Below are 21,639 nucleotides of genomic sequence, written 5' to 3' on the forward strand. Positions count from 1 at the left end.
GCAGAGACTGGGGATTGTCATGGTGGGGCGGATCGGTTGTCCCGTTCAGCGGGCCTCGGCTGGAGAAGGGGGCGTCCGGCTCCGGGATCCATCCGCATAACGAAGAAGAGCCCATACAATGGGCCCTTCTTCGTCGTCATGATGGCGCGCCCGGCAGGATTCGAACCTGCGACCCCTGCCTTCGGAGGGCAGTACTCTATCCAGCTGAGCTACGGGCGCAAGATCTGCAATGATACGGGCGCGAGCTTTGACGCGTCCAGCCATATTTGACCGCCACACTCGGTTTGTGGTCGTGGTTTGCATGATGCCCTATACTCTGCGCCCGATTTGCGCTTGATGCGCGAGGGCTTTCGAATAGCACACCACATGGCCGCTCAAGGCCGGGATCTCGGAGGGAGAGAAGTGGGAAATCAACCGATCAAGATGGACACCGGGAACAAGGTGTTGCTGTTTATTGCGTCCCTGGCCTTGCTGGGTACGGTCCTTTTCCTGGTGTCGCACCTGGCCGGCTGGCTTGGCGGCATGCAGGTGTCCCAGCCCGACACCGTGAGTGACGAACGCGTCGCCCAGCGCATCGCGCCGATCGGTCAGGTGGTGTCCGGCCAGGTGGATAGCGCCGAAGAAGCCGCGGACCTGAGCCCGGGCGACCTCTACTCGAACGTCTGCGCGGCCTGCCATGACGCTGGTGTGTCCGGTGCCCCAATCAAGGACGACACCGACGAGTGGAGCAACCGCCTGAACGACAAGGGCCTGGATACCCTGTTCGCCAACTCGATCAACGGCATCGGCGCCATGCCGGCGCGCGGTGGCGATTCCAGCCTGAGCGACGAGCAGATGCGCGACGTGGTCGCCTACATGCTGGATGAGGCCGGGGTCGATCACGACTACGAAGGCAGCGATAACGGCAATGGCAATGGCGATACCGCCGCCGAAGATGCTGCCGGGGGCGAAGAGCCGGTCGCCACTACCGAGACTGGCGAAGCGGCGGCCGAAGAAGAGGCCGCAGCGGTTGCCGCCATCGCGGTTGAAGATGGTGATGCGGAGCGCGGTCAGTCGCGTTACAACACCTGTGTTGCCTGCCACGGTGCCCAGGGTCAGGGTACCCCGGTGTTCCCGAAGCTGGCCGGTCGTGATGCCGAGTACATTGCCGACAAGCTGGTGCGCTACCGCGCCGGCGAGACCGTTGGCGACCAGACCGCGCTGATGGCGCCGAATGCCGCCAACCTGTCGGACGAGGACATCGCCGACCTGGCCGTCTACGTGGCGACGTTCGAAGACTAATCGTCCCCGTAGGAACGGCACTACAAAACCCCGCCCAGGCATCGCCTGGGCGGGGTTTTTCTTTGGTCGTCGCTATTGCGTGCGCCAGTGGTCCAGGGCGCGATAGCTCAGCGCCTCGGTCAGGTGCTGGGTCGCGATCGCCTCGGCGTCGTTGAGATCGGCAATGGAGCGCGCCACCCGCAGGATGCGATGGTAGGCCCGCGCGGAGAGCCGGAAGCGTTCCGCAGCCTTGTCCAGCAGCTCCCGGTCAGCCGTGCCGAGGACGGCGTACCGGTCCAGGGCTGAGCCATCGAGTGCGCTGTTCAGTCCGTTCTGGCGCTCGCGCTGCACCTTGCGGGCCCGCGCGACGCGTTTCGCCACGGAGGCCGAGTCTTCGGATGCGTCGGCCGATCCGGCCAGGTCCCCGGGTGGGATGCGCGGGACCTCGATGGCCAGGTCAATCCGGTCGAGTAGCGGTGCCGACAGGCGCTTGCGGTGGCGGGCCCGCTGCTCCGGGGTGCATTCGCAGCGTTCGGCGAGGTCGCAATCGAAGCCCTGTGGGCAGGGGTTCATCGCACCGACCAGCTGGAAGCGGGCCGGAAACTCGGCCTGGCGGGCCGCGCGCGAGATGTGGATGACGCCACTCTCCAGCGGTTCGCGCAGTACGTCGAGCACCGAGCGGCTGAATTCGGTGAGTTCGTCGAGGAACAATACGCCCTGGTGCGCGAGCGAGATCTCGCCGGGGCGTGGCGTACTGCCGCCACCGACCAGCGCGACGCCCGAGGCGGTGTGGTGCGGGGACCGGAACGGACGCGCCCGCCAGTCCTGGCGCAGGTGCGAACTGCCGCGCAGGCTGTGGATGGCCGCGGTCTCCAGGGCTTCGGCCTCGTCCATTGGCGGCAGGATGCCGGGGATGCGCGCGGCCAGCATGGATTTTCCGCTCCCGGGTGGGCCGACCATCAGCAGGTGATGCCCGCCGGCGGCCGCGATCTCCAGGGCCCGGCGCGCCTGGTGCTGGCCGCGCACGTCGGCGAGGTCGGGGTGCGCGGGTGCGGACGGCTCGGGCGGTTGTGCCGGCACTAGGGCCTCGCGCCCCGCCAGCGCGGCGCAGACGGCGCTCAGGTGCGAGCCGGTGAGAACCCGGGCGCGGCTGGCGAGGGCCGCCTCCGCCCCATCCTCCGGGTTTACCACCAGCGCCCGCTCGGCGTCGGCTGCCGCAAGTCCGGCAGCCAGGGTGCCACCCACCGGGCGCAAGGTGCCGTCCAGCCCCAGCTCGCCGAGGAACTCGTGCCGGGCCAGCGCTGCGGCCGGGATCTGCTGGCTGGCGGCCAGGATGCCCAGCGCAATGCCGAGATCGAAGCGGCCGCCGTCCTTGGGCAGGTCGGCAGGGGCCAGGTTGACGGTGATGCGGCGCCGGGGGAATTCGAAGCCGCTGGTCTGGATCGCCGCGCGCACGCGGTCACGGCTCTCGCGCACCGCCGCCTCGGGCAGGCCGACGATCTGGAAGGCGGGTAGCCCGTTGGCCAGGTGGGTCTCGATGGTGACCAGCGGGGCGTGAATGCCGTCGATGGCGCGGGCGTAGGCGATGGTGACGGGCATCCGTGCCCCTCCGTTCTGCCGCCCGGCATCCGTGCCCGGCGGGTGGATTCAGGTGGTGGTTACTGCCCGGTCTCGTCGCTTGGGCGGGCTTCCAGCGCGGCGACCCGCGCCTCCAGCTCCGCCAGGCGTTCGCGGGTGCGTTCCAGCAGGGCCACCTGGATGTCGAAGTCCTCGCGCGTCACCAGGTCCATGCGTTCGAAGCCGCTTTGCAGCGACGAGCGGACCTGGCGCTGCACGTCCTCCTGCATGTGGCGTACCGACTCCGGCAGGCTTTCGGTGATGCGGCGGGCGAGGTCGTCGAAGCGTTTGGAATCGATCATGCTGCAGTCTCCTGGCGCAAATGCTCGGTTGGGACCAGTGTAGCGCGGCGGGACGGGGGCGCGGCTACTGCGATGCCGACCGGCCGCCGTCCACCGGGATCACCTGGCCGGTGATGTAGGGCGCGTCCAGCAGCAGGAAGCGCACGGTACGCGCGATGTCCTCCGGGGTGCCCTCGCGCTTGAGTGCGGTGCGTTCAATCATTGCCTCGTGGGTGCCCGTGTTTTCGGCCTCCTCGGGGGCGAGGATCGCGCCGGGGGCAACGCCGTTGACCCGCACGTCCGGCCCCAGCTCGCGGGCGTAGGCCTGGGTCAGGGTCCACAGCCCGGCCTTGGCCGCCGAGTACACCGGGTAGCCCTTTAGCGGGCGCAGCGCATGGATGTCGACGATATTGACGACCGCGCCCTGCTGACGCTGCAACGCCGGATTGCAGGCCTGGGTGAGGAAAGTCGGGGCCTTCAGGTTGGACCCGATCAGGTCGTCCCAGCTCTGTTGGCTGATCTCGCCCACGGCGGTGGCGTAGAAGGTCGAGGCGTTGTTGACCAGGAAATCCAGGCGGCCCCAGGCCGCCTCGGCCTCGCGCGCCAGGCGTTCGATGGCCTCCAGATCGAGGAGGTCGGCCTGCAGGGCGTGGGCGCTGTCCGGGCGCTCCGCGTTCAGTTCGGCGACGAGGTCTTCGGCATCCGTGCGCGAGCCGCGGTAGTGGATCAGTACCCGCAACCCGGCGGCGTGCAACCCGCGCACGATGGTTGCGCCGACCCGCCGCGCGGCCCCGGTGACCAGCACCACCCGTGCCTCCCCGGAAGTCGTGTCCATGCTGTCGGATTGTACCTGCGCCACGCCTGCCCCCGGGTTGGTACCATTCGTCGTCATGATGCCGCCGAAACCTAGCACAAACGCCCCGGTCGATCCGGTGGCCGCCGATATCGCCCGGCGTCTGCACGCCTCCCTGCAACAGAGTGTCGTCGCCGGCGACGGGTTCCTTCCATTCGTCGATTACATGCAGGCCGCGCTGTATGCGCCGGGGCTTGGCTATTACGTGAACGGGGCGCACAAGCTGGGCGAGGGGGGCGATTTCGTCACCGCGCCGGAGCTGTCGCCCCTGTTCGGCGAGACCCTGGCGACCTGGCTGGCCCCGGTGTTGCGGGACGATCTGAACGGCACCGGCACACTGCTCGAATTCGGCGCCGGCAGCGGCCGGCTCGCGGGGGATGTGATCACCACGCTGCGCGAACTCGGGGTGGCGTGGGAGCGCTACTGGATCGTCGAGGTCAGTCCGGACCTGCGGGCGCGGCAGCAGGCCCACCTCGAGGCTGCGCTTGAACCCGCGGAGTACGCCCGGGTGGCGTGGCTGGATGCCCTGCCCGAGACCCCGTTGCGCGGTGTGGTGCTGGCCAACGAGGTGCTGGATGCCCTGCCGGTGGAGCTCTTCCGCTGGCGTGAAGGCCGGGTCTGGCAGGTCGGGATCACGACCGATGCCGCCGGCACCCTGAGCCTGGCCGAGCGCCCGGCCCCGCCCGGCCTCGCCGAGCCGGTGGCGCGGCTCCAGGCCGAGCATGGCCCGTGGCCCGAGGGCTACCTCTCCGAATGGCGCCCGGCCCAGGCCGCGTGGGTGACCGCGCTGGCCGACTTCCTGGAGCAGGGCGTCGCCGTGATCGTGGACTATGGCTTTCCGCGCAGCGCCTACTACGCCCCGGAGCGTCACCAGGGTACGCTGGTGGGGTATTACCGCCAGCAGATGATCCAGGACCCGCTGGCTTATCCGGGCCTGATGGATCTGACCGCGAGCGTGGATTTCACCGGGGTTGCAGAGGCGGCGGACGCCGCGGGTCTCGACGTGCTGGCCTATGCCGCGCAGGGCGAATTCCTGCTGGGGGTGGGGCTGCCAGGGCGTTTCGAGGCCCGCGTCGGCAGCGGCGAGGATGCCCGTGTGACCATGCAGGCCGCCCAGGCCGTGCGCATGCTGACGCTGCCCGGGGAGATGGGCGAGCGTTTTCAGGTGATGGCCCTGGGCCGCGATTGTGCACATCTGCCGCTGGACGGGATCCCGGATCGCCGGGGGCGACTGTGAGCGCTTGCCCCAACGCAATGGCGCGGACGCACAGGGGCTGCTTGGTGCGGCCTGTGAAACCCGGCATGCTTGCGCAATGATCGTACTGGGCATCGAGACTTCCTGCGACGAGACGGGTGTGGCGCTGATCGACGCGGACCGGGGCCTGCTTGCGCACCGGCTGTACAGCCAGACTGACCTGCACGCCGTCTACGGCGGCGTGGTGCCGGAGCTGGCCTCGCGCGATCATATCCAGCGGTTGCTGCCGTTGGTGCGCGCGGTGCTGGACGAGGCGGGCGTGGACGGCCACGACCTGGATGCGGTGGTCTACACCGGTGGGCCGGGGTTGCTGGGGGCGCTCCTGACCGGGGCCTCGGTGGCGCGCTCCCTGGCCTGGGGCTGGGGCATCCCGGCGCTGGCCGTGCATCACCTGGAGGGCCACCTGCTGGCGCCGTTTCTGGAGGATACCGGGCTCGATTTCCCGTTCCTGGTGCTGCAGGTCTCCGGCGGGCATACCCAGCTGATTCACGCGCGTGCCCTGGGCGACTACGACCTGATCGGCGAGAGCATCGACGATGCCGCGGGCGAGGCCTTCGACAAGACCGCCAAGCTGCTGGGGCTGGGCTATCCGGGTGGGCCGGCGCTCGCGCGTCTGGCCGAGCAGGGGCGCTCGGACGCCCTGCGCCTGCCGCGCCCGATGCTCGACCGCCCGGGGCTGGACATGAGCTTCTCCGGTCTGAAGACCGCGGTGCTGACCGCATTGAAGAAACAGGTCTACCGGCCGGAGGATGTCGCCCGCGCCTTCGAGGAAGCGGTGACCGACACCCTGGTGGAGAAGACCCGGCGCGGCCTGGAGCAAACCGGGGCCCCGGCGCTGGTGGTCGCCGGTGGCGTGGCGGCCAACACGACATTGCGCGCCGGGCTCAAGGCCATGGCGCAGCGTCAGGGGGTGCCAGTGTATTTCCCGCGGCCCGAATTCTGCACCGACAATGGGGCAATGATCGCGCTGGCCGGCCTGCGGCGACTGCAGGCTGGCCAGGTGGCGGAAACCGGGGCGCCGGTGGTGGCGGCGCGGGCGCGCTGGCCGCTGGCGGAGCTGGCGCCGCCCGCGGCGGCATGAAGGGGGCTGCGGATGGGGCTGTAAACCCGTCCGCAGGCCGAAGGGTTACTCCTTCGGCGCCGCCGGGGCCTTGTCCTTCTGGCCGATCCGCGATTCCTCCCCGCGCATCAGGCGGCGGATGTTGCTGTCGTGACGGATGAACAGGATCACGCTCATCAGGGCCACGGCGGCACTGATCCAGTGGTCCATGCCCAGCAGGACCATGTACACCGGGGCCATGCCGGCGGCGACCAGGGCAGCCAGCGACGAATAGCGCCAGATGGCGGCAACGACCAGCCAGGTGAGCAGGACCAGGCCGCCGACCAGCGGGCTGATGGCGAGCATCACGCCCAGTGCGGTGGCCACGCCCTTGCCGCCCTGAAAGCGGTAGAACACCGGGAACACGTGCCCGAGGAAGGCGGCCAGGCCGATCAGGCCGATCGCCCAGCCGGGGAACAGGTCCAGTTGCAGGGCGACGAACACCGGCAGCCAGCCCTTGCCGACATCCCCGATGAGCGTGATGATGGCCGCCGTCTTGCCGCCCGAGCGCAGTACATTGGTGGCGCCGGGGTTCTTCGAGCCGGTGGTGCGCGGGTCCGGCAGGCGCAGCAGCTTGCTGACCAGAATGGCCGTGGAAAGCGATCCCAGTAGATACGCGATGATGATGCCGATTGTGATGCCCATGAGCGGTCAGCCTGCCTGCGCGGATTGGCGAGAGGATTCGACCGCACATGATACGCAAGCCGGTGGCCGCCGTTCAGGGCGCTGACGTGCCTGCCGCGCAATCGCAGGGCGGTGCTCCGACGCTGGTGCTCCTGCATGGCTGGGGCTTCTCTGGCGCGGTGTGGGCGCCGCTGCGGGCCGCGCTCCCGGGTGTGACACGGGTGCTGGCGCCGGACCTGCCCGGGCACGGGGCCGCCGGCGATGGCGAGACGCTGGCGGATGCCGAGCGCACCGCGGCGGCGTTGATCGCTTCGCTGCCAGCGGATGTCGAGTGTCCGGTGTGGGCGGGCTGGTCCCTGGGCGGCCTGGTCGCGCTGGCCGCCGCGCGCCAGTGGTCGGGGCCCCAGGGGCTGCTGCTGATCGGGGCCTCGCCGCGCTTTGCGAAGGCCGACGACTGGCCGGCGGCCCTGCCCCCGGCCGAGCTGGAAGATTTTCGTGCAGCCCTCGGGGGTGGTCGCCGGCGGCTGGAGCGCCGCCTGGCGATGCTCTGTGCACGTGGCAGCCAGGATGCCGCTTCGCTCGCCCGCCGGCTGGTGTTGCAGTTACAGGCCGCTCCAGCCTCGCCCGAGGGCCTGGAGGCCGGCCTCGCGCTACTGGAGGCGGCGGATCTTCGGTCCGTCTGGGCGGGCCTGGAGGTGCCGGCGGCGGCCTGGCTGGAGGCCGGCGATGCGCTGGTGCCGGCCGCCGTGGCGGACGACCTGCACAGGCTGCGACCCGCCAGTCGGGTCGTCCGCGGCGTGGGCGGCCACGCGGAGTGGTTCGCGCGCCCGCAATCCTTGGCCGGTTTGGTCGTCGAGTTCTTGAATCAGTGCAGCGCAGGGAAATCCGCATGAGCCGACCCGACAGTTTCGATCTCGACAAGGCGCGGGTCCGCGAGGCCTTCGCGCGGGCGGCCTCCACCTACGAGGAGCACGCAGTCCTGCAGCGCGAGGTGCAGGAGCGAATGCTGGGGCGGCTGGACTGGGTTCGCATGCAGCCGGAACAGGTTGTGGATCTCGGCTGCGGCATCGGCGAGGCCCTGGACCACTTGAGCCGCCGCTACCGCAAAGCCCGCCTGGCCGGGGTCGATTTCGCCCCGGAGATGGTCGCGCGGGCGCGCCGCCGCGGGCGCTGGCTGCGCCGGCCGCAGGTGGTCTGCGGCGATCTCGAGGCGCTGCCGCTGGCGGAGCAATCCTTCGACCTGGCGGTTTCCAGTTCCGCCCTGCAGTGGTGCGCCAGCCTGGATCAGGCCTTCATGGAGGTGCGGCGTATCCTGCGCCCGGGCGGGCTGTGGATGTTCACCACCTTCGGTCCTGACACCCTGCGTGAGCTGCGGGCCGCCTTCGCGACGGTGGACGGTGGGGCGGGGACGCATGTGAACGCCTTCATGGATATGCACGACATTGGCGATGCCCTGGTGCGCGCCGGGTTTGCCGATCCGGTGATGGACCAGGAGGCCCTGACCCTGACCTACCCGGATCTGACCGGGTTGATTCGTGACCTGCGCGGGGTTGGGGTGCGCAATGCCCTGTCGGGCCGGTCGCCCGGACTGTTCGGTCCGCGCCGCCTGGTTGCGGTGGCCGAGGCCTACGCGCGCGACTTCGGCGTGGAGGGTCGCCTTCCGGCAACCTGGGAGGTGGTCTATGGCCATGCCTGGGTGCCGGATGCCCCGCCGCCATCGCGCCCGGCGGGGCGGGTGATCCCGGTCCAGCCGATTCGTTGATCCAGATCAACGAATCGGCCCGGCGCCCTCTCGCCTGGAGGTGTATGACCGATGTATTATCGAAGCGGTCAAAAGTTCCGCCAATCGCACTCAATATCCGAGTGACACAGGCGGTATTGGTTTTTTGTGGGCCCGGAATGGGGTAGAGTTCACGCCCCCGAACCATCGGGACATCCGTGTTCCCCGCAGCAAGGTGGAAAAGTCATGTCACAAGCAGCCACTACGGCGGGTGCCGCACCCGCAGCGTCAGTCGCGACTTCCGAGCAGTACAACTACGCGATTATCAAGCGGTTTGCCATTGCCGCCGTCCTCTGGGGCGTGTTCGGGATGGCCGCCGGCGTCTGGATCGCCTCGCAACTGGCGTTCCCGTTCCTGAATTTCGATATCGCGCAGATCACCTTCGGGCGTTTCCGTCCGGTCCATACCACGGCCGTGATCTTCGGGTTCGGGGGTAACGCGCTGTTCGCCACCTCGTATTACGTGGTTCAGCGGACCTGTCAGACCCGCCTGTGGAGTGATTCCATGGCGAGCTTCACCTTCTACGGGTGGAACCTGGCACTGATCCTTGGCGTGATCACCTACATGATGGGGATCACCCAGGGCCGCGAGTACGCCGAATTCAACTGGCAGATCGACATCATCATCCTGGTTGTCTGGGTGGCTTACTTCATGGTCTTCCTGATGACCCTGCTGCGCCGGAACCAGCCGCACATCTATGTGGCGAACTGGTTCTTCATGGCCTTCATCCTGGCGACCGCGCTGCTGCACGTCTTCAACAACATCCAGGTGCCGGTGGGTCTGTTCCACCCGCATTCCTACTCCATCTTCTCTGGGGTGCAGGATGCGATGACTCAGTGGTGGTACGGCCATAATGCGGTGGGCTTCTTCCTGACCGCGGCCTTCCTCGGGATGATGTACTACTTCGTGCCGAAGCAGGCCGGGCGTCCGATCTACTCGTACAAGCTGTCCATCATCCATTTCTGGGCGCTGGTCTTTCTGTACATGTGGGTGGGCGCGCACCACCTGCACTGGACCGCCCTGCCGGACTGGGTCTCCACCCTGGCGGCGACCTTCTCCATCCTGCTGCTGCTGCCTTCCTGGGGTGGCATGATCAACGGCATCATGACCCTGTCGGGCGCCTGGGATAAGCTGCGCACCGACCCGATCATGCTGTTCCTGATCACCGCGCTGGCGTTCTATGGCATGTCGACCTTCGAAGGTCCGATGATGTCGCTGAAGAGCGTGAACGCGTTGTCGCACTACACCGACTGGACCGTGGGCCACGTGCATTCCGGTGCGCTGGGCTGGGTGGCGATGATCACCTTCGGCTCCCTGTACCACCTGATGCCGCGCCTGTGGAACGTGAACCTGTACAGCCTGAAGCTGGTGTACGTGCACTTCTTCCTGGCGACCATCGGGATCGTCTTGTACATCACCGCGATGTGGGTGGCCGGTATCGGTCAGGGTCTGATGCTGCGTGCCTTCGATCAGTACGGGAACCTTGCCTACACCTTCACCGAGTCGGTGGTGTTCCTGCACAAGCCGTACGTGGTGCGCGCCATTGGTGGCGGGTTCTTCCTCGCCGGCATGCTGATCATGGCGTTCAACATCGCGATGACCGTTCGCTCGGGCATCAAGGCCGAGGCCCGCGAGGCCCAGGCTGCGTCCACCGAAGCCCGCACGGCCTGATTAGGGAGAGAATAGATCCATGAAGCATGAAAGCGTTGAAACCAATGCCGGCCTGCTGATCATCCTCACCCTTGCGGTGATCAGCGTCGGCGGCCTGGTCGAGATCGTGCCGTTGTTCTACATCGACGACACGATCGAGGAAGTGGACGGCGTGCGTCCCTACACCCCGCTGGAACAGCGTGGTCGCGACATCTTCGTTCGCGAGGGCTGCTACACCTGCCACTCGCAGATGGTGCGTCCGTTCCGTGACGAGATGCTGCGCTACGGCCACTACTCGCTGGCGGCCGAGTCGCAGTACGACCATCCGTTCCAGTGGGGCTCCAAGCGCACCGGTCCGGACCTCGCCCGAGTTGGCGGCAAGTACTCCAACGAATGGCAGGTTCAGCACCTGATCGATCCGCAGTCGCTGGTGCCGGAGTCGATCATGCCGGGCTACCCCTGGCTGGCAGAAACCCCGCTTGACTACTCCGATATCGACCGCCGGATGGTCGCGCTGAAGCGGGTCGGTGTGCCGTACTCGCTCACCGAAGAGGAATACGAGGCCAACGTCGAGCGGTTCGGCGAAGAGCACGCCCGGATGTTCGACATCCGTGACGCCGAGGACAACCTGGTTCGCCAGGCCCAGGCGGGGAACTTCGACGGCAACCCCGGGACGGTCACCGAGATGGACGCAATGGTCGCCTATCTCCAAGTGCTCGGGACCATGGTCGACTTCAGCGAATACGACGACGGACACTTTGCCGAGTTCCGGTAAGGAGGAGCGGGCGCGAACATGATGGGACTGTGGGAATGGATCACGGACATGGGCAACAGCAAGATGGTCGCCCTGTTGCTCTTCATGGGTACCTTTATCGGGGTCGTGATCTTCCTGTTTGCCAACCGTCAGCGGGCCCGGAAGTTCGAGACGTATCGCTATATTCCTCTGGATGACGATGATTCACATCGGGAGCCCGTGGCCCGGCGTGACAAAACCAAGAGTGACGAGCAATGAGCACACAGGACAACCGCGAAAAGGACCCGAACCAGGTCGAGACCACTGGGCACGTCTGGGACGGGAACCTCCAGGAATACAACAACCCGCTCCCGCGCTGGTGGCTGTGGGGTTTCTACGCCACGATCGTGTTTGCCGTGGTGTACTGGCTGATCTACCCGGCCTGGCCGATCGGTGACAGCTTTACCAAGGGCTTCAACACCATCACCTTCGAGCAGGGTGGCGAAGAGCGGACGATGCACTGGAACACCCGTGCGCTGCTGGCCAAGGACATGCAGACCGGCACCTACGCGGTGCGTCAGCGCGAGATGCTTGACCAAGTCGCGGCCCAGGATTACGAAACCATCCTGCAGGACGCCGAGAGCATGAGCTTCGTCAACGCCTACGCCCAGGGTTCCTTCGGCACCTGGTGTGCCGCCTGCCATCAGGTTGGCGGTGCCGGCGTGGTCGGGCAGTACCCGAACCTGCGCAACGACCACTGGAAGTGGGGTGGCACCGTGGAGCAGATCGAGGAAACCCTGCACCAGGGTCGCCTGGGCTACATGCCGGGCTACCGCGACACCCTCGACGGCGACCAGCTGAATCAGGTCGCAGCGTACGTGCTGTCGCTCAACGACTACAGCGTCGACCAAGAAGAAGCGGACGCCGGCGAACGCATTTTCACCGGTACGGACGGCGGCTGCTTCCAGTGCCACGCCATGGATGCCCAGGGCCTGGCCTCCCAGGGCGCGCCCAACCTGACCAATGATCTCTGGGGTCTGGTGGACGTGCGCGGTGCGGAAAGCGACAGCGAGCGTCAGCGTCTGGTGGCGAACTTCATTCGCAACGGCGCCCAGCGCGAGATGCCTGCGTTCGGGGATCGTCTGTCCGATGCGGAGATCAAGATGCTGACGGCCTACGTGCATTCGTTGGGTGGCGGGCAGTAAGCGCGAAACTGTTGACCGTATGGTGAGCCCCGGGGCCGGGCGCTCGCCGCGATAACTACAGGGGTGCCCGCCGGGTTGTTTGACGCCCGAGGGCGCCCCTGCTTTTTTGGAAGGAACCCGATCCCGGGGCGCGCCTTGCGGCCGCCCCACTCTGCCGGATTGAACTCCGGGAGGTTTTGATGTCCCAGGCCCAGCCGTTGTACGAGGCACGCATCCCGATCCATCCGCGGTCGGTCAAGGGGCGTTTCCGCAATCTGAAGACCGGCATCCTGTTGCTCGCCTACGGTGTGTTCTTCGGCCTGCCCTGGGTCCGCTGGGAGCGCGAATACGGCCCCAATCAGGCGGTCTTGTTCGACATCCCGGGCCGGCAGTTTCACATCTTCGATCTGGTCGTCTACCCGCAGGACATCTTCTGGTTGGCCGGCTTCCTGCTCGTGGCCGCCTTGCTGCTGTTTTTCGTCACGGGCGTCGCCGGACGGGTGTTCTGTGGCTATTTCTGCTTCCAGACCCTGTGGACCGACGTCTTCATGTGGCTGGAGCGCAAGATCCAGGGTGAACGGCCCGCCCGCCTGCGCCTGGCCAAGCAGCCCTGGACTGGCGAAAAGCTGTTCAAGTACGGGTTGACCCACCTGTCCTGGCTGCTCGTGGCCTTTGCCACCGGCCTCGGTTTCATCCTGTACTGGGGGAATGCCCCCTCGATCGTGAGCGACTTCTTTACGGGTCAGGCGGTCTACGCGGCCTACCTGACTGCGGGCATCCTGACGGCGACGACCTACACCTTTGCCGGATTGGCGCGCGAACAGGTCTGCACCTTCATGTGCCCCTACGCCCGATTCCAGAGCGTGATGTTCGACCGCGACACCATGATCGTGTCGTATGAAGAGGCGCGCGGGGAAGGTACCGCCGGGCGCTCCAAGGTCAAGGCCGGTCTGAAGACCCGCGAGGAACGCCAGGCCGCCGGGGTGGGTGACTGCATCGACTGCGGCTATTGCGTTCAGGTGTGCCCGACGGGCATCGATATCCGCGACGGGCTGCAGTTCCAGTGCATCCACTGCGCACTTTGTATTGATGCCTGCGACACCATTATGGACAAGCAGGGCTGGCCCCGCGGCCTGATCGCCTATACCTCCGAGCGCGAGCAGGAGGGCGGGAAGACCCATGTCCTGCGCGGCAAGACCCTTGGCTACGGGGCCGCCGTGCTGATCGTGATCGTGGCGCTGGTCGGCAGTATTCTCGGGCGCCCGCCGGTGGACGCCAACGTCAACCAGGTGCGCCAGCCGCTCTACGTCCAGATGTCCGATGGTCGCACCCAGAACGGCTACGAGATCCGCCTGAACAACACCGCCGATCGGGAGCTGGACTTCGAGATCGGCCTGGCGGGGCTGGAGGGCGCCGAACTGGATCTGGGCCAGGTGGAACGCATCCGTCTGGAGCCCGGTGAGCGGCTGACCGTCGTGGCGCGTGTGCGCCACGACGTGCCCGCCGGTACTCCCTCGCCGCAGCCTTTCCGCTTCGTGATCACCGACCGCGACGGCCATATCGAACCGCTCGAGGTGACCTCGCAGTTCAGTCACCGCTAGCAAGCGTTGCCGCCAGCCACCGGCGAAGAAACAGTAACCGAGCTGCCGGAACTCGCGCGGCACACCGCAAGCGCCTAGCTTGCGTTCACGCAGGAAACGAAGAAAAGCATATGAGCAATCTCGTCATTACCCTCGGCATCGGCAGTGCGGCACTGGCCATCCTGTTCGCCCTGATCTACCGCTTCACGCGGTTCAAGGCCTACAGCACCTCGGCCGTGGTCGTCGCGCTCATGCTGTTCGTGTTTATCCCCTATTCGATCCTGACCTGGCAGGGGGCCGACGTCTTCGCCATTCATCTGGCGCTCTACATCATCGTGCCTTACGGCCTGGGGATCGTGTTCACCCAGAAGGAGGCCGAGGTCGAAAGTGGTGGCAAGGCCAAGATTGGGCGTCTGCACTGGGCCCCGTTGGTATTGGTGGGGTTCTTCACCATGGTCGCCTCGGTGCAGGCAGTCCTGATCACACTCGCCCATAACGGGATGCCGCAGCAGTTCATCGGCTCGATCCTGCCGGAGCCGGAGAACCGGGCCGAGCGGGTGACCTCCGCCTTCCCAGGCACGGTGGCCGGCATGGAGAGCCGCAAGCAGGCGCTCGCCGTGCACCGCGTCTCGGAGCTGCAGGAACAGCGACAGAAGGGCTGGCAGGTGCGACAGGGCTGGGTTGACCGACCCACCGAGGGCGAGACCGCCACCCTGCAGGTCGAGGTGCGGGATGCGGACGGCGAGCCGATCGACGATGCCAGCATCCGCGGCCTTTTCATGTGGCTGGCCGACGAACGTCGCGACCAGGGCTTCGAGATGCAGGCGATGGGCGAGGGCATGTATCAGGTCGAAGTGGCGCTGCCGGCACCGGGGCGCTGGGATCTGCGCTTCCAGGTCCAGCACGATGGGCAGCTTCTGGAGCAACAGGCACGCACCCGCGTGCGTAGCGCCCAGCCCGGTTAGCCCACCGCGCTCCCGCCGTGGCGCTCGCGTCCGACTCGCAGGGCCCGGCAACGCCCGAGGCCGAGGCCCGTTGTTTCCACTGCGGCCTGGAGGTGCCGGTAGGCGCCTGCTACCCGGTGACGTTCGAGGGCCGCGTGGAACCTACCTGCTGCCCCGGCTGCCAGGCCGTGGCCGGCGCGATCATCGAGCGTGGCCTGGGGGCCTATTACCATCACCGTGATGCCCCCCCGGCGGACACCGGCAGCCCCCTGATCCCCGACGAGCTCCGCGAGCTCGAACTGTTCGATCACCCCGGCGTCCAGCAACAGTTCGTCGCGCCCGCCGGCGCAGAGGGCGACCGCCGTGAGGCCGCCCTGATGCTCGAGGGCATCACCTGTGCGGCCTGCGTATGGCTGAACGAGCGTCATGTCCAGGCCCTTCCGGGCGTGGAGAGCTTTCGCGTGAATTACTCCACCCATCGCGCGCAGGTCGTCTGGGACCCCGCGCGCATTGCCCTGTCGGATATCCTCAAGGCGATCCGCGACATCGGGTACCACGCCCATCCCTACGACCCCGGAACCCGCGAGCAGGCGATCGCCCGCGAACGGGGCCTCGCCTTGCGCCGGATCGCCGTTGCCTCCCTGGGGATGATGCAGGTGATGATGCTGGCCGTGGCGCTCTGGCTGGGCGCCGAGGACACCGAGCACGAAGACCTGCTCCAGTTCATGCGCTGGGTGGCGGCGGCGCTGACCACACCGGTCGTCCTGTATTCCGCGATCCCGTTCTATCAAAGCGCCTGGCGCGACCTGCGTCATCGCCAGCTGGGGATGGACGTGCCCGTGAGTCTGGCGATCATCGTGACCTACCTGGCCAGCCTGTACGCGGTCATTCTCGGGACCGGCGAGCACGTCTATTTCGAGTCGGTCGTGATGTTCGTCTTCTTCCTGCTCACCAGCCGCTATGTGGAGCTGATCGCGCGCCAGCACGCCAGCCATGCCATTGACCGCCTGGATCGCCTGGTTCCCGCCATCGCCAACCGTCTGGATGCAGCGGGGCGCGTCGAGGCGGTCCCGGTCGGCGAGCTGGTGCCGGGGGATCGGGTACGTGTGCGCCCGGGCGAGACCATCCCCACGGACGGCGTGGTGTGCGAGGGTGAGTCGACAGTCAATCGTGCCCTGTTGACCGGCGAGCCCGAGCCGCACGCGGTGCGCGTCGGGGATCCCGTGACCGGCGGGACCGTGAACGTCGATGGCCCACTCGCCATCGAGGTCCAGCGCGTCGGCGCCGAGACGACCCTGGCGGCGATCCAGCGCCTGCTCGATCGCGCCCAGACCGGGAAGCCGCGGATGGCCCGGATCGCCGAGGCCGGTACCGGCTGGTTTGTGGGTGCCGTCCTGGTCCTGACGGCGCTGGCGGGTCTGGTCTGGTATGCGTGGATCGATCCGACGCGGGCCCTCTGGGTCATGGTCGCCATGCTGGTCGCCACCTGCCCCTGTGCCCTGGCGCTCGCGACGCCGGTCGCGCTGACAGCCACCACCGGCGCGTTGTCGCGCCTCGGTCTGCTGGTTACGCGCGGCAGTGCCCTGGAGACCTTGCCGCGCGTCGATATGGTCTGTCTCGACAAGACCGGAACCCTGACCGTCGGCATGCCGCGTCTGGTAGCACAATCCGAGCTGCAGCCCACGCCCGAGGGGGCTGACTGGCTGGACTGGGCCGCCGCGCTCGAGGCCCATTCCGAGCACCCCCTGGCACGCGCCCTGGTCGCTCCGGCCACGTCCTCATCGGTGGTCGCCAGCGAGGTTCGCAACCTCCCCGGGCGCGGCCTCGTTGGCCACATAGAGGGCCACCGTGTGGCCATTGGTGGATCGTCGATGTTGCCGCAGCGCGATACGCCCAGCCCGGAGGCACCCCTGGGCTATCCCCTGGCCACCCCGGTCTGGCTGGTGGTCGACGACCAACCGGTCGCGCTGTTCTGGCTGGCCGACACTCCGCGTCCCGGGGCGCGGAACGTGATCGCCGATCTGCAGGGGCGCGGCTTGCGGGTGGTCTTGCTGACCGGGGACCGCCCGCAGGCCGCGCAGGCCTTCGCGGCGGAAATGGGCATCGCCGAAGCCGAGGGTGGCCTGACCCCGGAGGGGAAGCTCGCCTATGTGGACGCTCGCCAGGCAGAGGGCCGGGTGGTCCTGATGGCCGGCGAGGGCATCAACGATGCCCCGGTGCTGGCCGGGGCCGATGTATCGCTGGCGATGGGCGGCGGCACCCAGCTGGCGCAGAATCAGGCCGACCTGGTCCTGCTCTCGGATCGCCTGGAACACCTGCCGCAGGCGCTGGACCAGGCGCGCCACACGCGGCGGGTGATCCGGCAGAACATCGCCTGGGCAATCGGCTACAACCTGGTGGCCCTCCCGGTAGCCGCGGCGGGGCTGCTGACTCCCTGGCTGGCGGCGCTGGGCATGTCGCTCAGCTCGTTGCTGGTGGTTGGCAATGCGCTGCGCCTGCGTCCGGGGCGCGACGTGATGGACACAGGCGCCGAGTCGTCGGTGCCTTCCGGAGAGGGGTCCGTGCGCGATCCGGCGTCACGGCCACCCCCGGTTTAAGCCGTTCGCGCGCCTGGGTACACTGGAAACATGTCAATCCTCTACCTGCTGATCCCGCTGGCCATGCTGTTCGCCCTGGTGGTGGGCGTGGTGCTGTTCTGGGCCATCCGCTCGGGGCAGTACGACGATCTTCAGGGCCCGGCGCATCGCATCCTGATGGACGATGATGACCCGCGTATCCCGACCGGATCCGGCGAGGAGGCCCCTCCCGACGCGACCGGTGGGGGTCGGCAAAAGTCCCAGCGCTGACCTCGGTCGAACTTGCGCCGCGCTCCGGACCCGCTTACCCTTTGCTTATTCTGGTTGAAATTTCCCGAGGGCTTCGAGATGCGCGAGTGGTTTACTTTCCCCAACTTTCCGCTGACGTTCACGGTCGGCCTGATTATCTGGTCCTGGATTAGCTTCTTCTCGGTGATCCTGTTCGGCTGATCGGGCATGGAACCGTGCCGGGTGCCGGGCTTGGTCCCGCTGCACCCGGCAACAAAAAGGCCCCGGCTTGATGCCGGGGCCTTTTTCGTTCGGGGCCCTTGGTTCGCGAGGGTGCGAAAGCGTCAGTCGTCGAAGGCGGCCCGGATGCGCTTGATCGCGCTGTTCTCGATCTGGCGGATGCGCTCGGCCGAAACGCCGTACTCCGCGGCCAGCTCGTGCAGTGTCGCCTTCTGATCGGCCATGTAGCGGCGCATCAGGATGGTGCGCGAACGCTCGTCCAGTTCGCCCAGGGTCTCGCTAAGGCGTTCCTGATAGTGACGGTCCCAGTCCTCGTCCTCGGTCACATTGGCGGGGTCGTCGCTCAGGTCCTCCAGGCTCAGGCGTTCCGACGGGGCCTGGTAGCCGTATTCATCGTCGGCTTCGGGGCCCGGGTCGAAACTCGCATCCTGGCTCGAGAGGCGGCGTTCCATCTCCCAGACGTCCTTTTCGGAGACGCCCAGATCCTGCGCCACGGCGGAGACCTCGGCATTGGACAGCCAGCCGAGACGCTGCTTGGCACTGCGCAGGTTGAAGAACAGCTTGCGCTGGGCCTTGGTGGTCGCGACCTTCACGATGCGCCAGTTGCGCAGGATGAACTCGTGGATCTCGGCGCGAATCCAGTGCACGGCAAAGGACACCAGGCGCACGCCCTGATTCGGGTCGAAACGGCGGACGGCCTTCATCAGGCCCACGTTGCCTTCCTGGATCAGATCCCCCAGGGGCAGGCCATACCCCTTGTAGCCGCGCGCAACGTGGATCACGAAACGCAGGTTGTGCAGGATCAGCTGGCGTGCCGCATCCAGGTCCTGGCGCTCGTGCAGCGCCACGGCCAGTTCACGCTCGTGCTCGGCGTCCAGCACCTCGATGCGGCCAACGGCCTGCATGTAGTGATCAAGGTTGCCCACCGGTACGGGCATGTCGATGCGTGGAGTGGTCAGGGCCTGGTTCATGCGTGGTGTTTCCTCCCGAGTCATGACTCTACATTAGCAGTCTGTGAATTGGAGTGCTAAACCCTGCAAAGGTTCCGGACGTTTCGTCCGGGGCGCGTGCCCCTAGGGGGCATCCCGCAGGGCATGGCCGCTGCCCAGCCGGGCGCCCAGCCAGCCGAGGAGGAGTCCGGCCAGGAGCAGGGCCAGGAGATGGGTGGCCCCGGGCAGGGACAGCCCCAACTCGAGATCGAACGCGGCCGCGGCCTGTTCCAGTGGCGCCCGGCTCAGGCCGATCCCGATGAGCAGCAGGATGCCGGCGAAAATGCCGCCGCCCAGGCCGGTCATCACGCCGCCGTAGAGGGAGGGTCGACGCAGGAACCGGTGGGTAGCCCCGCTGATCCGCGAGATGGCGATCTCTTCCCGGCGTTCGCGCAGCTCCGAGGCAGTCGCCAGGGCCAGGATCAGCAACGCCCCCAGCCCCAGCAGGGCGCCCACCACCGACAGGATGCGCAGCCCCAGCTGGTGCAGGCTGTTCAACTGCCGCACCCAGTCGTCGTCGCTGACCACCGTCGCACCCGGCACGGTGGCCGCAAGCGCCTCGCGCAGCGCCGCAACCGTCTCGGGATCCGCGGTCGCGGGGACCACATCCACCACGTCCGGCAGCGGGTTTTCGTCCAGCCAGTCCAGCAGGCCCGGGTCGGCCAGGCCCTCGCGATAGCGGGCCAGGGCCTCGTCGGCATCGATCCAGATCCAGCGTTCTACCCGGGCATCGGTCTCCAGGTGGCGTTCCAGATCCGCGACCGTGGCCGCCTCCACGCCGTCGAGGTAGAGGGCGATGCGTGGGTCGTGGTCCACGTGGGCGGACAGGGCGCGGGCGTTGTCCAGCAGGACCCAGAGGTAGGCCGGCAGGGCGAGGATGAAGCCCAGCACGGCAATGCTGATCAGGCTCAGAACCGGGGCCTGCAGGCGGCGCTGCAGGCTGCGCCGGGCGGCATCCCGATGGGCCTCCAGCCAGGCCGGCACGGTGTCCTGCAGGCGACGGCCCGGCTTCATGCCGGGGCCCCCGCAGCCGCGCGCGCCTCGATGCGTCCGTCTTCCAGGTGCAGGACCGGCTTGCCCATGCGTTCGACCAGGCCGAGGTCATGGCTGGCGATCAGGGCGGTCATGCCGACCCGGTTGAAGTCGTCGAACAGTTGCAGGATCTCGCGCGACAACGCCGGATCGAGGTTGCCGGTGGGCTCGTCTGCCAGCAGCAGGACCGGCCGGTGGACGATGGCCCGGGCAATGCCGACACGTTGTTGTTCGCCCGCCGACAGGGTGCGCGGGTTGACCCCCTCCTTGTGCAGCAGCCCGACCTTGTCGAGTGCTGCGCGCACGCGTTTGCGCATCTCCGGGCGGCGGTAGGCGAGGATCTCCAGCGGCAGGGCGACGTTGTCGAACACCGGGCGGTCGAACAGCAGGCGATGATCCTGGAACACCAGTCCGATACTGCGGCGAAACCCGGGAATCGCGCGGTTGGAGAGGCGGTCGAGGTCGTGGCCGTTGACCCGGATGCGCCCGCGGGTCGGGCGCTCGAGCCCGGCGATCAGGCGCAGCAGGGTGCTCTTGCCGGCGCCGGAGGGCCCGGTGATGAAGGCCATCGCACCCGGGTCCACGCGCAGGCTGACGTTACTGAGCGCCTCGGACGCGCTGCCGAATCGCTTGGTGACGCGTTGCAGACGAATCATCCGGTGTGCTCGTCAGTCGCTATCGCGGCCGAGCAGGGCGCGCACAAAGGCGCGGGCATCGAAGACCTGTAGATCCTCGGCCTTTTCCCCGACCCCGATGAAGCGCACCGGAATGCCCAGCTGTTCGGCCAGCGCGAACAGCACGCCGCCCTTGGCCGTGCCGTCCAGCTTGGTCACGACGATTCCGGTCAGGCCCAGGGCCTCGTGAAACTGACGGGCCTGGTTCAGGGCGTTCTGGCCGGTGCCGCCGTCGACCACCAGCAGGACCTCGTCCGGGGCGTGTTCGTCCAGCCGGCCCATTACGCGCTTCACCTTGCGGACCTCGTCCATCAGGTTGGTCTGGGTGTGCAGGCGCCCGGCGGTGTCGGCAATCATCACGTCGATGCCGCGCGCCTGCGCGGCCTGCAGGCCGTCGTAGACCACCGAGGCGGAATCCGCCCCGGTGCCCTGGGCGATCACCGGAGCGCCATTGCGCTCGCCCCAGGTCTGCAGTTGTTCCACCGCCGCGGCGCGGAAGGTGTCGCCGGCCGCCAGCAGCACGGAGCGATCGTCCGCCTGCAGGTGGTGGGCCAGCTTGCCGATGGTGGTGGTCTTGCCGGCGCCGTTGATGCCGACGACGAGGATGGAGAAGGGGCGTTCGGCCTCCGGGATCTCCAGGGGGCGCGAGACCGGCTCGAGGATCTCGATCATGGCCGCCTCCAGGGCGTCCATCAGGGCCTCGGCATCATCCAGTTGTCCGCGTTTCACCTCGCGGGTGATACGATCCATGATCCGCTGGGTCGCATCCAGGCCCACGTCCGCGAGGAGCAGGCGTTCTTCCAGCTCCTCGAACAGTTCGTCGTCGATCTTGCGCCGGAGCAGCGACCCCAGGTCGCCGCCCAGGACCTGCCCGGTCTTGGCCAGGCCCTTGCGCAGGCGCTGGAACCAGCCGCCGCGGGCGGGCTTCTCCGGCTCGCTGCCAGGTGCCTCCGCGTCGGGGGTGGCCGGGTCTTCGGACTTCTTTTTGCGGAAACCGAACATGCTCGATGTGGTCAAGTAGAGAGTTCGCCAATGCTAGC

The 21,639-nt window shown here is 67.6% G+C and carries 22 protein-coding genes and 1 tRNA gene; 14 read left to right on the forward strand and 9 right to left on the reverse strand.

What is annotated here, in order from left to right; genetic code table 11:
* Window positions 1-142 precede the first annotated feature (142 nt).
* Window positions 143-219: transfer RNA gene (locus B0684_RS03140), tRNA-Arg, on the reverse strand.
* Window positions 220-402: 183 nt separating this feature from the next.
* On the opposite strand from B0684_RS03140, the gene B0684_RS03145 reads away from it, so the two are divergent.
* A complete protein-coding gene (locus B0684_RS03145) occupies window positions 403-1,281 on the forward strand; it encodes a c-type cytochrome (RefSeq protein WP_018649612.1) in 879 nt (292 codons plus the stop codon).
* A gap of 72 nt (window positions 1,282-1,353) precedes the next feature.
* Here the strand turns inward: B0684_RS03145 and B0684_RS03150 are convergent, their stop codons facing one another.
* From B0684_RS03150 to B0684_RS03160, 3 genes are all read right to left on the reverse strand, one after another.
* Window positions 1,354-2,859, reverse strand: a complete 1,506-nt coding sequence (locus tag B0684_RS03150) for a YifB family Mg chelatase-like AAA ATPase (RefSeq protein WP_018649613.1) — start codon at window positions 2,857-2,859, stop codon at window positions 1,354-1,356.
* A gap of 59 nt (window positions 2,860-2,918) precedes the next feature.
* Entirely contained in the window at window positions 2,919-3,179 is a 261-nt protein-coding gene (gene ubiK, locus B0684_RS03155) for a ubiquinone biosynthesis accessory factor UbiK (protein WP_018145076.1), read from the reverse strand.
* 64 nt (window positions 3,180-3,243) lie between these two features.
* A complete protein-coding gene (locus tag B0684_RS03160) occupies window positions 3,244-3,966 on the reverse strand; it encodes a pteridine reductase (protein ID WP_026312998.1) in 723 nt (240 codons plus the stop codon).
* 82 nt (window positions 3,967-4,048) lie between these two features.
* On the opposite strand from B0684_RS03160, the gene B0684_RS03165 reads away from it, so the two are divergent.
* Together B0684_RS03165 and tsaD are read left to right on the forward strand one after the other, a co-directional pair.
* Complete coding sequence (locus tag B0684_RS03165) at window positions 4,049-5,248, forward strand: class I SAM-dependent methyltransferase (RefSeq protein ID WP_077276960.1); 1,200 nt, start codon at window positions 4,049-4,051, stop codon at window positions 5,246-5,248.
* A 76-nt stretch (window positions 5,249-5,324) separates the two neighbouring features.
* Window positions 5,325-6,347: a tRNA (adenosine(37)-N6)-threonylcarbamoyltransferase complex transferase subunit TsaD gene (tsaD, locus tag B0684_RS03170; RefSeq protein ID WP_018168902.1), complete on the forward strand. Its 1,023-nt coding sequence runs from the start codon at window positions 5,325-5,327 to the stop codon at window positions 6,345-6,347.
* 45 nt (window positions 6,348-6,392) lie between these two features.
* Here the strand turns inward: tsaD and plsY are convergent, their stop codons facing one another.
* Window positions 6,393-7,010, reverse strand: coding sequence for a glycerol-3-phosphate 1-O-acyltransferase PlsY (gene plsY / locus B0684_RS03175; RefSeq protein WP_018168903.1), 618 nt, complete (start codon window positions 7,008-7,010; stop codon window positions 6,393-6,395).
* Between the two features lie 47 nt (window positions 7,011-7,057).
* On the opposite strand from plsY, the gene B0684_RS03180 reads away from it, so the two are divergent.
* The 11 genes from B0684_RS03180 (at window position 7,058) to B0684_RS14000 (ending at window position 17,886) form a co-directional block, all read left to right on the forward strand.
* On the forward strand, window positions 7,058-7,882 hold the full coding sequence (locus B0684_RS03180; RefSeq protein ID WP_018168904.1) for an alpha/beta fold hydrolase: 825 nt from the start codon (window positions 7,058-7,060) through the stop codon (window positions 7,880-7,882).
* A complete protein-coding gene (gene bioC, locus B0684_RS03185) occupies window positions 7,879-8,751 on the forward strand; it encodes a malonyl-ACP O-methyltransferase BioC (RefSeq protein ID WP_018168905.1) in 873 nt (290 codons plus the stop codon). The genes B0684_RS03180 and bioC overlap by 4 nt, the downstream gene beginning before the upstream one ends.
* A gap of 204 nt (window positions 8,752-8,955) precedes the next feature.
* Window positions 8,956-10,440 (forward strand): cytochrome-c oxidase, cbb3-type subunit I, encoded by a 1,485-nt coding sequence (gene ccoN / locus B0684_RS03190; RefSeq protein ID WP_018168906.1) that lies wholly within the window; start codon window positions 8,956-8,958, stop codon window positions 10,438-10,440.
* Between the two features lie 19 nt (window positions 10,441-10,459).
* Window positions 10,460-11,194: a cytochrome-c oxidase, cbb3-type subunit II gene (ccoO, locus tag B0684_RS03195; RefSeq protein WP_018168907.1), complete on the forward strand. Its 735-nt coding sequence runs from the start codon at window positions 10,460-10,462 to the stop codon at window positions 11,192-11,194.
* Between the two features lie 18 nt (window positions 11,195-11,212).
* Complete coding sequence (locus B0684_RS03200; RefSeq protein ID WP_018145085.1) at window positions 11,213-11,431, forward strand: cbb3-type cytochrome oxidase subunit 3; 219 nt, start codon at window positions 11,213-11,215, stop codon at window positions 11,429-11,431.
* Window positions 11,428-12,357, forward strand: coding sequence for a cytochrome-c oxidase, cbb3-type subunit III (gene ccoP, locus B0684_RS03205; RefSeq protein ID WP_018168908.1), 930 nt, complete (start codon window positions 11,428-11,430; stop codon window positions 12,355-12,357). Before B0684_RS03200 ends, ccoP begins: the two co-directional genes overlap by 4 nt.
* A gap of 179 nt (window positions 12,358-12,536) precedes the next feature.
* A complete protein-coding gene (ccoG, locus tag B0684_RS03210; protein ID WP_018168909.1) occupies window positions 12,537-13,937 on the forward strand; it encodes a cytochrome c oxidase accessory protein CcoG in 1,401 nt (466 codons plus the stop codon).
* 110 nt (window positions 13,938-14,047) lie between these two features.
* Window positions 14,048-14,881 (forward strand): FixH family protein, encoded by an 834-nt coding sequence (locus tag B0684_RS03215; protein ID WP_018168910.1) that lies wholly within the window; start codon window positions 14,048-14,050, stop codon window positions 14,879-14,881.
* A 17-nt stretch (window positions 14,882-14,898) separates the two neighbouring features.
* Window positions 14,899-17,457, forward strand: coding sequence for a heavy metal translocating P-type ATPase (locus tag B0684_RS03220; protein WP_077276957.1), 2,559 nt, complete (start codon window positions 14,899-14,901; stop codon window positions 17,455-17,457).
* Window positions 17,458-17,487: 30 nt separating this feature from the next.
* Entirely contained in the window at window positions 17,488-17,706 is a 219-nt protein-coding gene (ccoS, locus tag B0684_RS03225; protein WP_018145090.1) for a cbb3-type cytochrome oxidase assembly protein CcoS, read from the forward strand.
* A gap of 54 nt (window positions 17,707-17,760) precedes the next feature.
* Window positions 17,761-17,886, forward strand: coding sequence for a hypothetical protein (locus B0684_RS14000; protein WP_255349370.1), 126 nt, complete (start codon window positions 17,761-17,763; stop codon window positions 17,884-17,886).
* Window positions 17,887-18,008: 122 nt separating this feature from the next.
* On the opposite strand, the gene rpoH is transcribed toward B0684_RS14000, so the two are convergent.
* The 4 genes from rpoH to ftsY form a co-directional block, all read right to left on the reverse strand.
* A complete protein-coding gene (gene rpoH / locus B0684_RS03230; RefSeq protein WP_018145092.1) occupies window positions 18,009-18,875 on the reverse strand; it encodes an RNA polymerase sigma factor RpoH in 867 nt (288 codons plus the stop codon).
* A gap of 102 nt (window positions 18,876-18,977) precedes the next feature.
* Window positions 18,978-19,907 carry a cell division protein FtsX gene (locus B0684_RS03235; RefSeq protein WP_018168912.1) on the reverse strand — a complete coding sequence of 310 codons (930 nt, stop codon included), beginning with the start codon at window positions 19,905-19,907 and terminating at the stop codon, window positions 18,978-18,980.
* Window positions 19,904-20,581, reverse strand: a complete 678-nt coding sequence (ftsE, locus tag B0684_RS03240) for a cell division ATP-binding protein FtsE (protein ID WP_018145094.1) — start codon at window positions 20,579-20,581, stop codon at window positions 19,904-19,906. The genes B0684_RS03235 and ftsE overlap by 4 nt, the downstream gene beginning before the upstream one ends.
* A gap of 12 nt (window positions 20,582-20,593) precedes the next feature.
* Window positions 20,594-21,601 (reverse strand): signal recognition particle-docking protein FtsY, encoded by a 1,008-nt coding sequence (gene ftsY / locus B0684_RS03245; protein ID WP_018168913.1) that lies wholly within the window; start codon window positions 21,599-21,601, stop codon window positions 20,594-20,596.
* Between the last annotated feature and the right edge of the window lie 38 nt (window positions 21,602-21,639).

The organism is Thioalkalivibrio versutus (assembly GCF_001999325.1).
Taxonomy (GTDB): Bacteria; Pseudomonadota; Gammaproteobacteria; order Ectothiorhodospirales; family Ectothiorhodospiraceae; genus Thioalkalivibrio; species Thioalkalivibrio versutus.

What these genes read in the sequence shown, in the direction of transcription:
- B0684_RS03150 (WP_018649613.1), bottom strand. Translation starts at nt 2,859, where the DNA reads ATGCCCGTCACCATCGCCTACGCCCGCGCCATCGACGGCATTCACGCC.
- ubiK (WP_018145076.1), bottom strand. Translation starts at nt 3,179, where the DNA reads ATGATCGATTCCAAACGCTTCGACGACCTCGCCCGCCGCATCACCGAA.
- B0684_RS03165 (WP_077276960.1), top strand. Translation starts at nt 4,049, where the DNA reads ATGATGCCGCCGAAACCTAGCACAAACGCCCCGGTCGATCCGGTGGCC.
- tsaD (WP_018168902.1), top strand. Translation starts at nt 5,325, where the DNA reads ATGATCGTACTGGGCATCGAGACTTCCTGCGACGAGACGGGTGTGGCG.
- plsY (WP_018168903.1), bottom strand. Translation starts at nt 7,010, where the DNA reads ATGGGCATCACAATCGGCATCATCATCGCGTATCTACTGGGATCGCTT.
- B0684_RS03180 (WP_018168904.1), top strand. Translation starts at nt 7,058, where the DNA reads ATGATACGCAAGCCGGTGGCCGCCGTTCAGGGCGCTGACGTGCCTGCC.
- bioC (WP_018168905.1), top strand. Translation starts at nt 7,879, where the DNA reads ATGAGCCGACCCGACAGTTTCGATCTCGACAAGGCGCGGGTCCGCGAG.
- ccoN (WP_018168906.1), top strand. Translation starts at nt 8,956, where the DNA reads ATGTCACAAGCAGCCACTACGGCGGGTGCCGCACCCGCAGCGTCAGTC.
- ccoO (WP_018168907.1), top strand. Translation starts at nt 10,460, where the DNA reads ATGAAGCATGAAAGCGTTGAAACCAATGCCGGCCTGCTGATCATCCTC.
- B0684_RS03200 (WP_018145085.1), top strand. Translation starts at nt 11,213, where the DNA reads ATGATGGGACTGTGGGAATGGATCACGGACATGGGCAACAGCAAGATG.
- ccoP (WP_018168908.1), top strand. Translation starts at nt 11,428, where the DNA reads ATGAGCACACAGGACAACCGCGAAAAGGACCCGAACCAGGTCGAGACC.
- ccoG (WP_018168909.1), top strand. Translation starts at nt 12,537, where the DNA reads ATGTCCCAGGCCCAGCCGTTGTACGAGGCACGCATCCCGATCCATCCG.
- B0684_RS03215 (WP_018168910.1), top strand. Translation starts at nt 14,048, where the DNA reads ATGAGCAATCTCGTCATTACCCTCGGCATCGGCAGTGCGGCACTGGCC.
- ccoS (WP_018145090.1), top strand. Translation starts at nt 17,488, where the DNA reads ATGTCAATCCTCTACCTGCTGATCCCGCTGGCCATGCTGTTCGCCCTG.
- rpoH (WP_018145092.1), bottom strand. Translation starts at nt 18,875, where the DNA reads ATGAACCAGGCCCTGACCACTCCACGCATCGACATGCCCGTACCGGTG.
- B0684_RS03235 (WP_018168912.1), bottom strand. Translation starts at nt 19,907, where the DNA reads ATGAAGCCGGGCCGTCGCCTGCAGGACACCGTGCCGGCCTGGCTGGAG.
- ftsE (WP_018145094.1), bottom strand. Translation starts at nt 20,581, where the DNA reads ATGATTCGTCTGCAACGCGTCACCAAGCGATTCGGCAGCGCGTCCGAG.
- ftsY (WP_018168913.1), bottom strand. Translation starts at nt 21,601, where the DNA reads ATGTTCGGTTTCCGCAAAAAGAAGTCCGAAGACCCGGCCACCCCCGAC.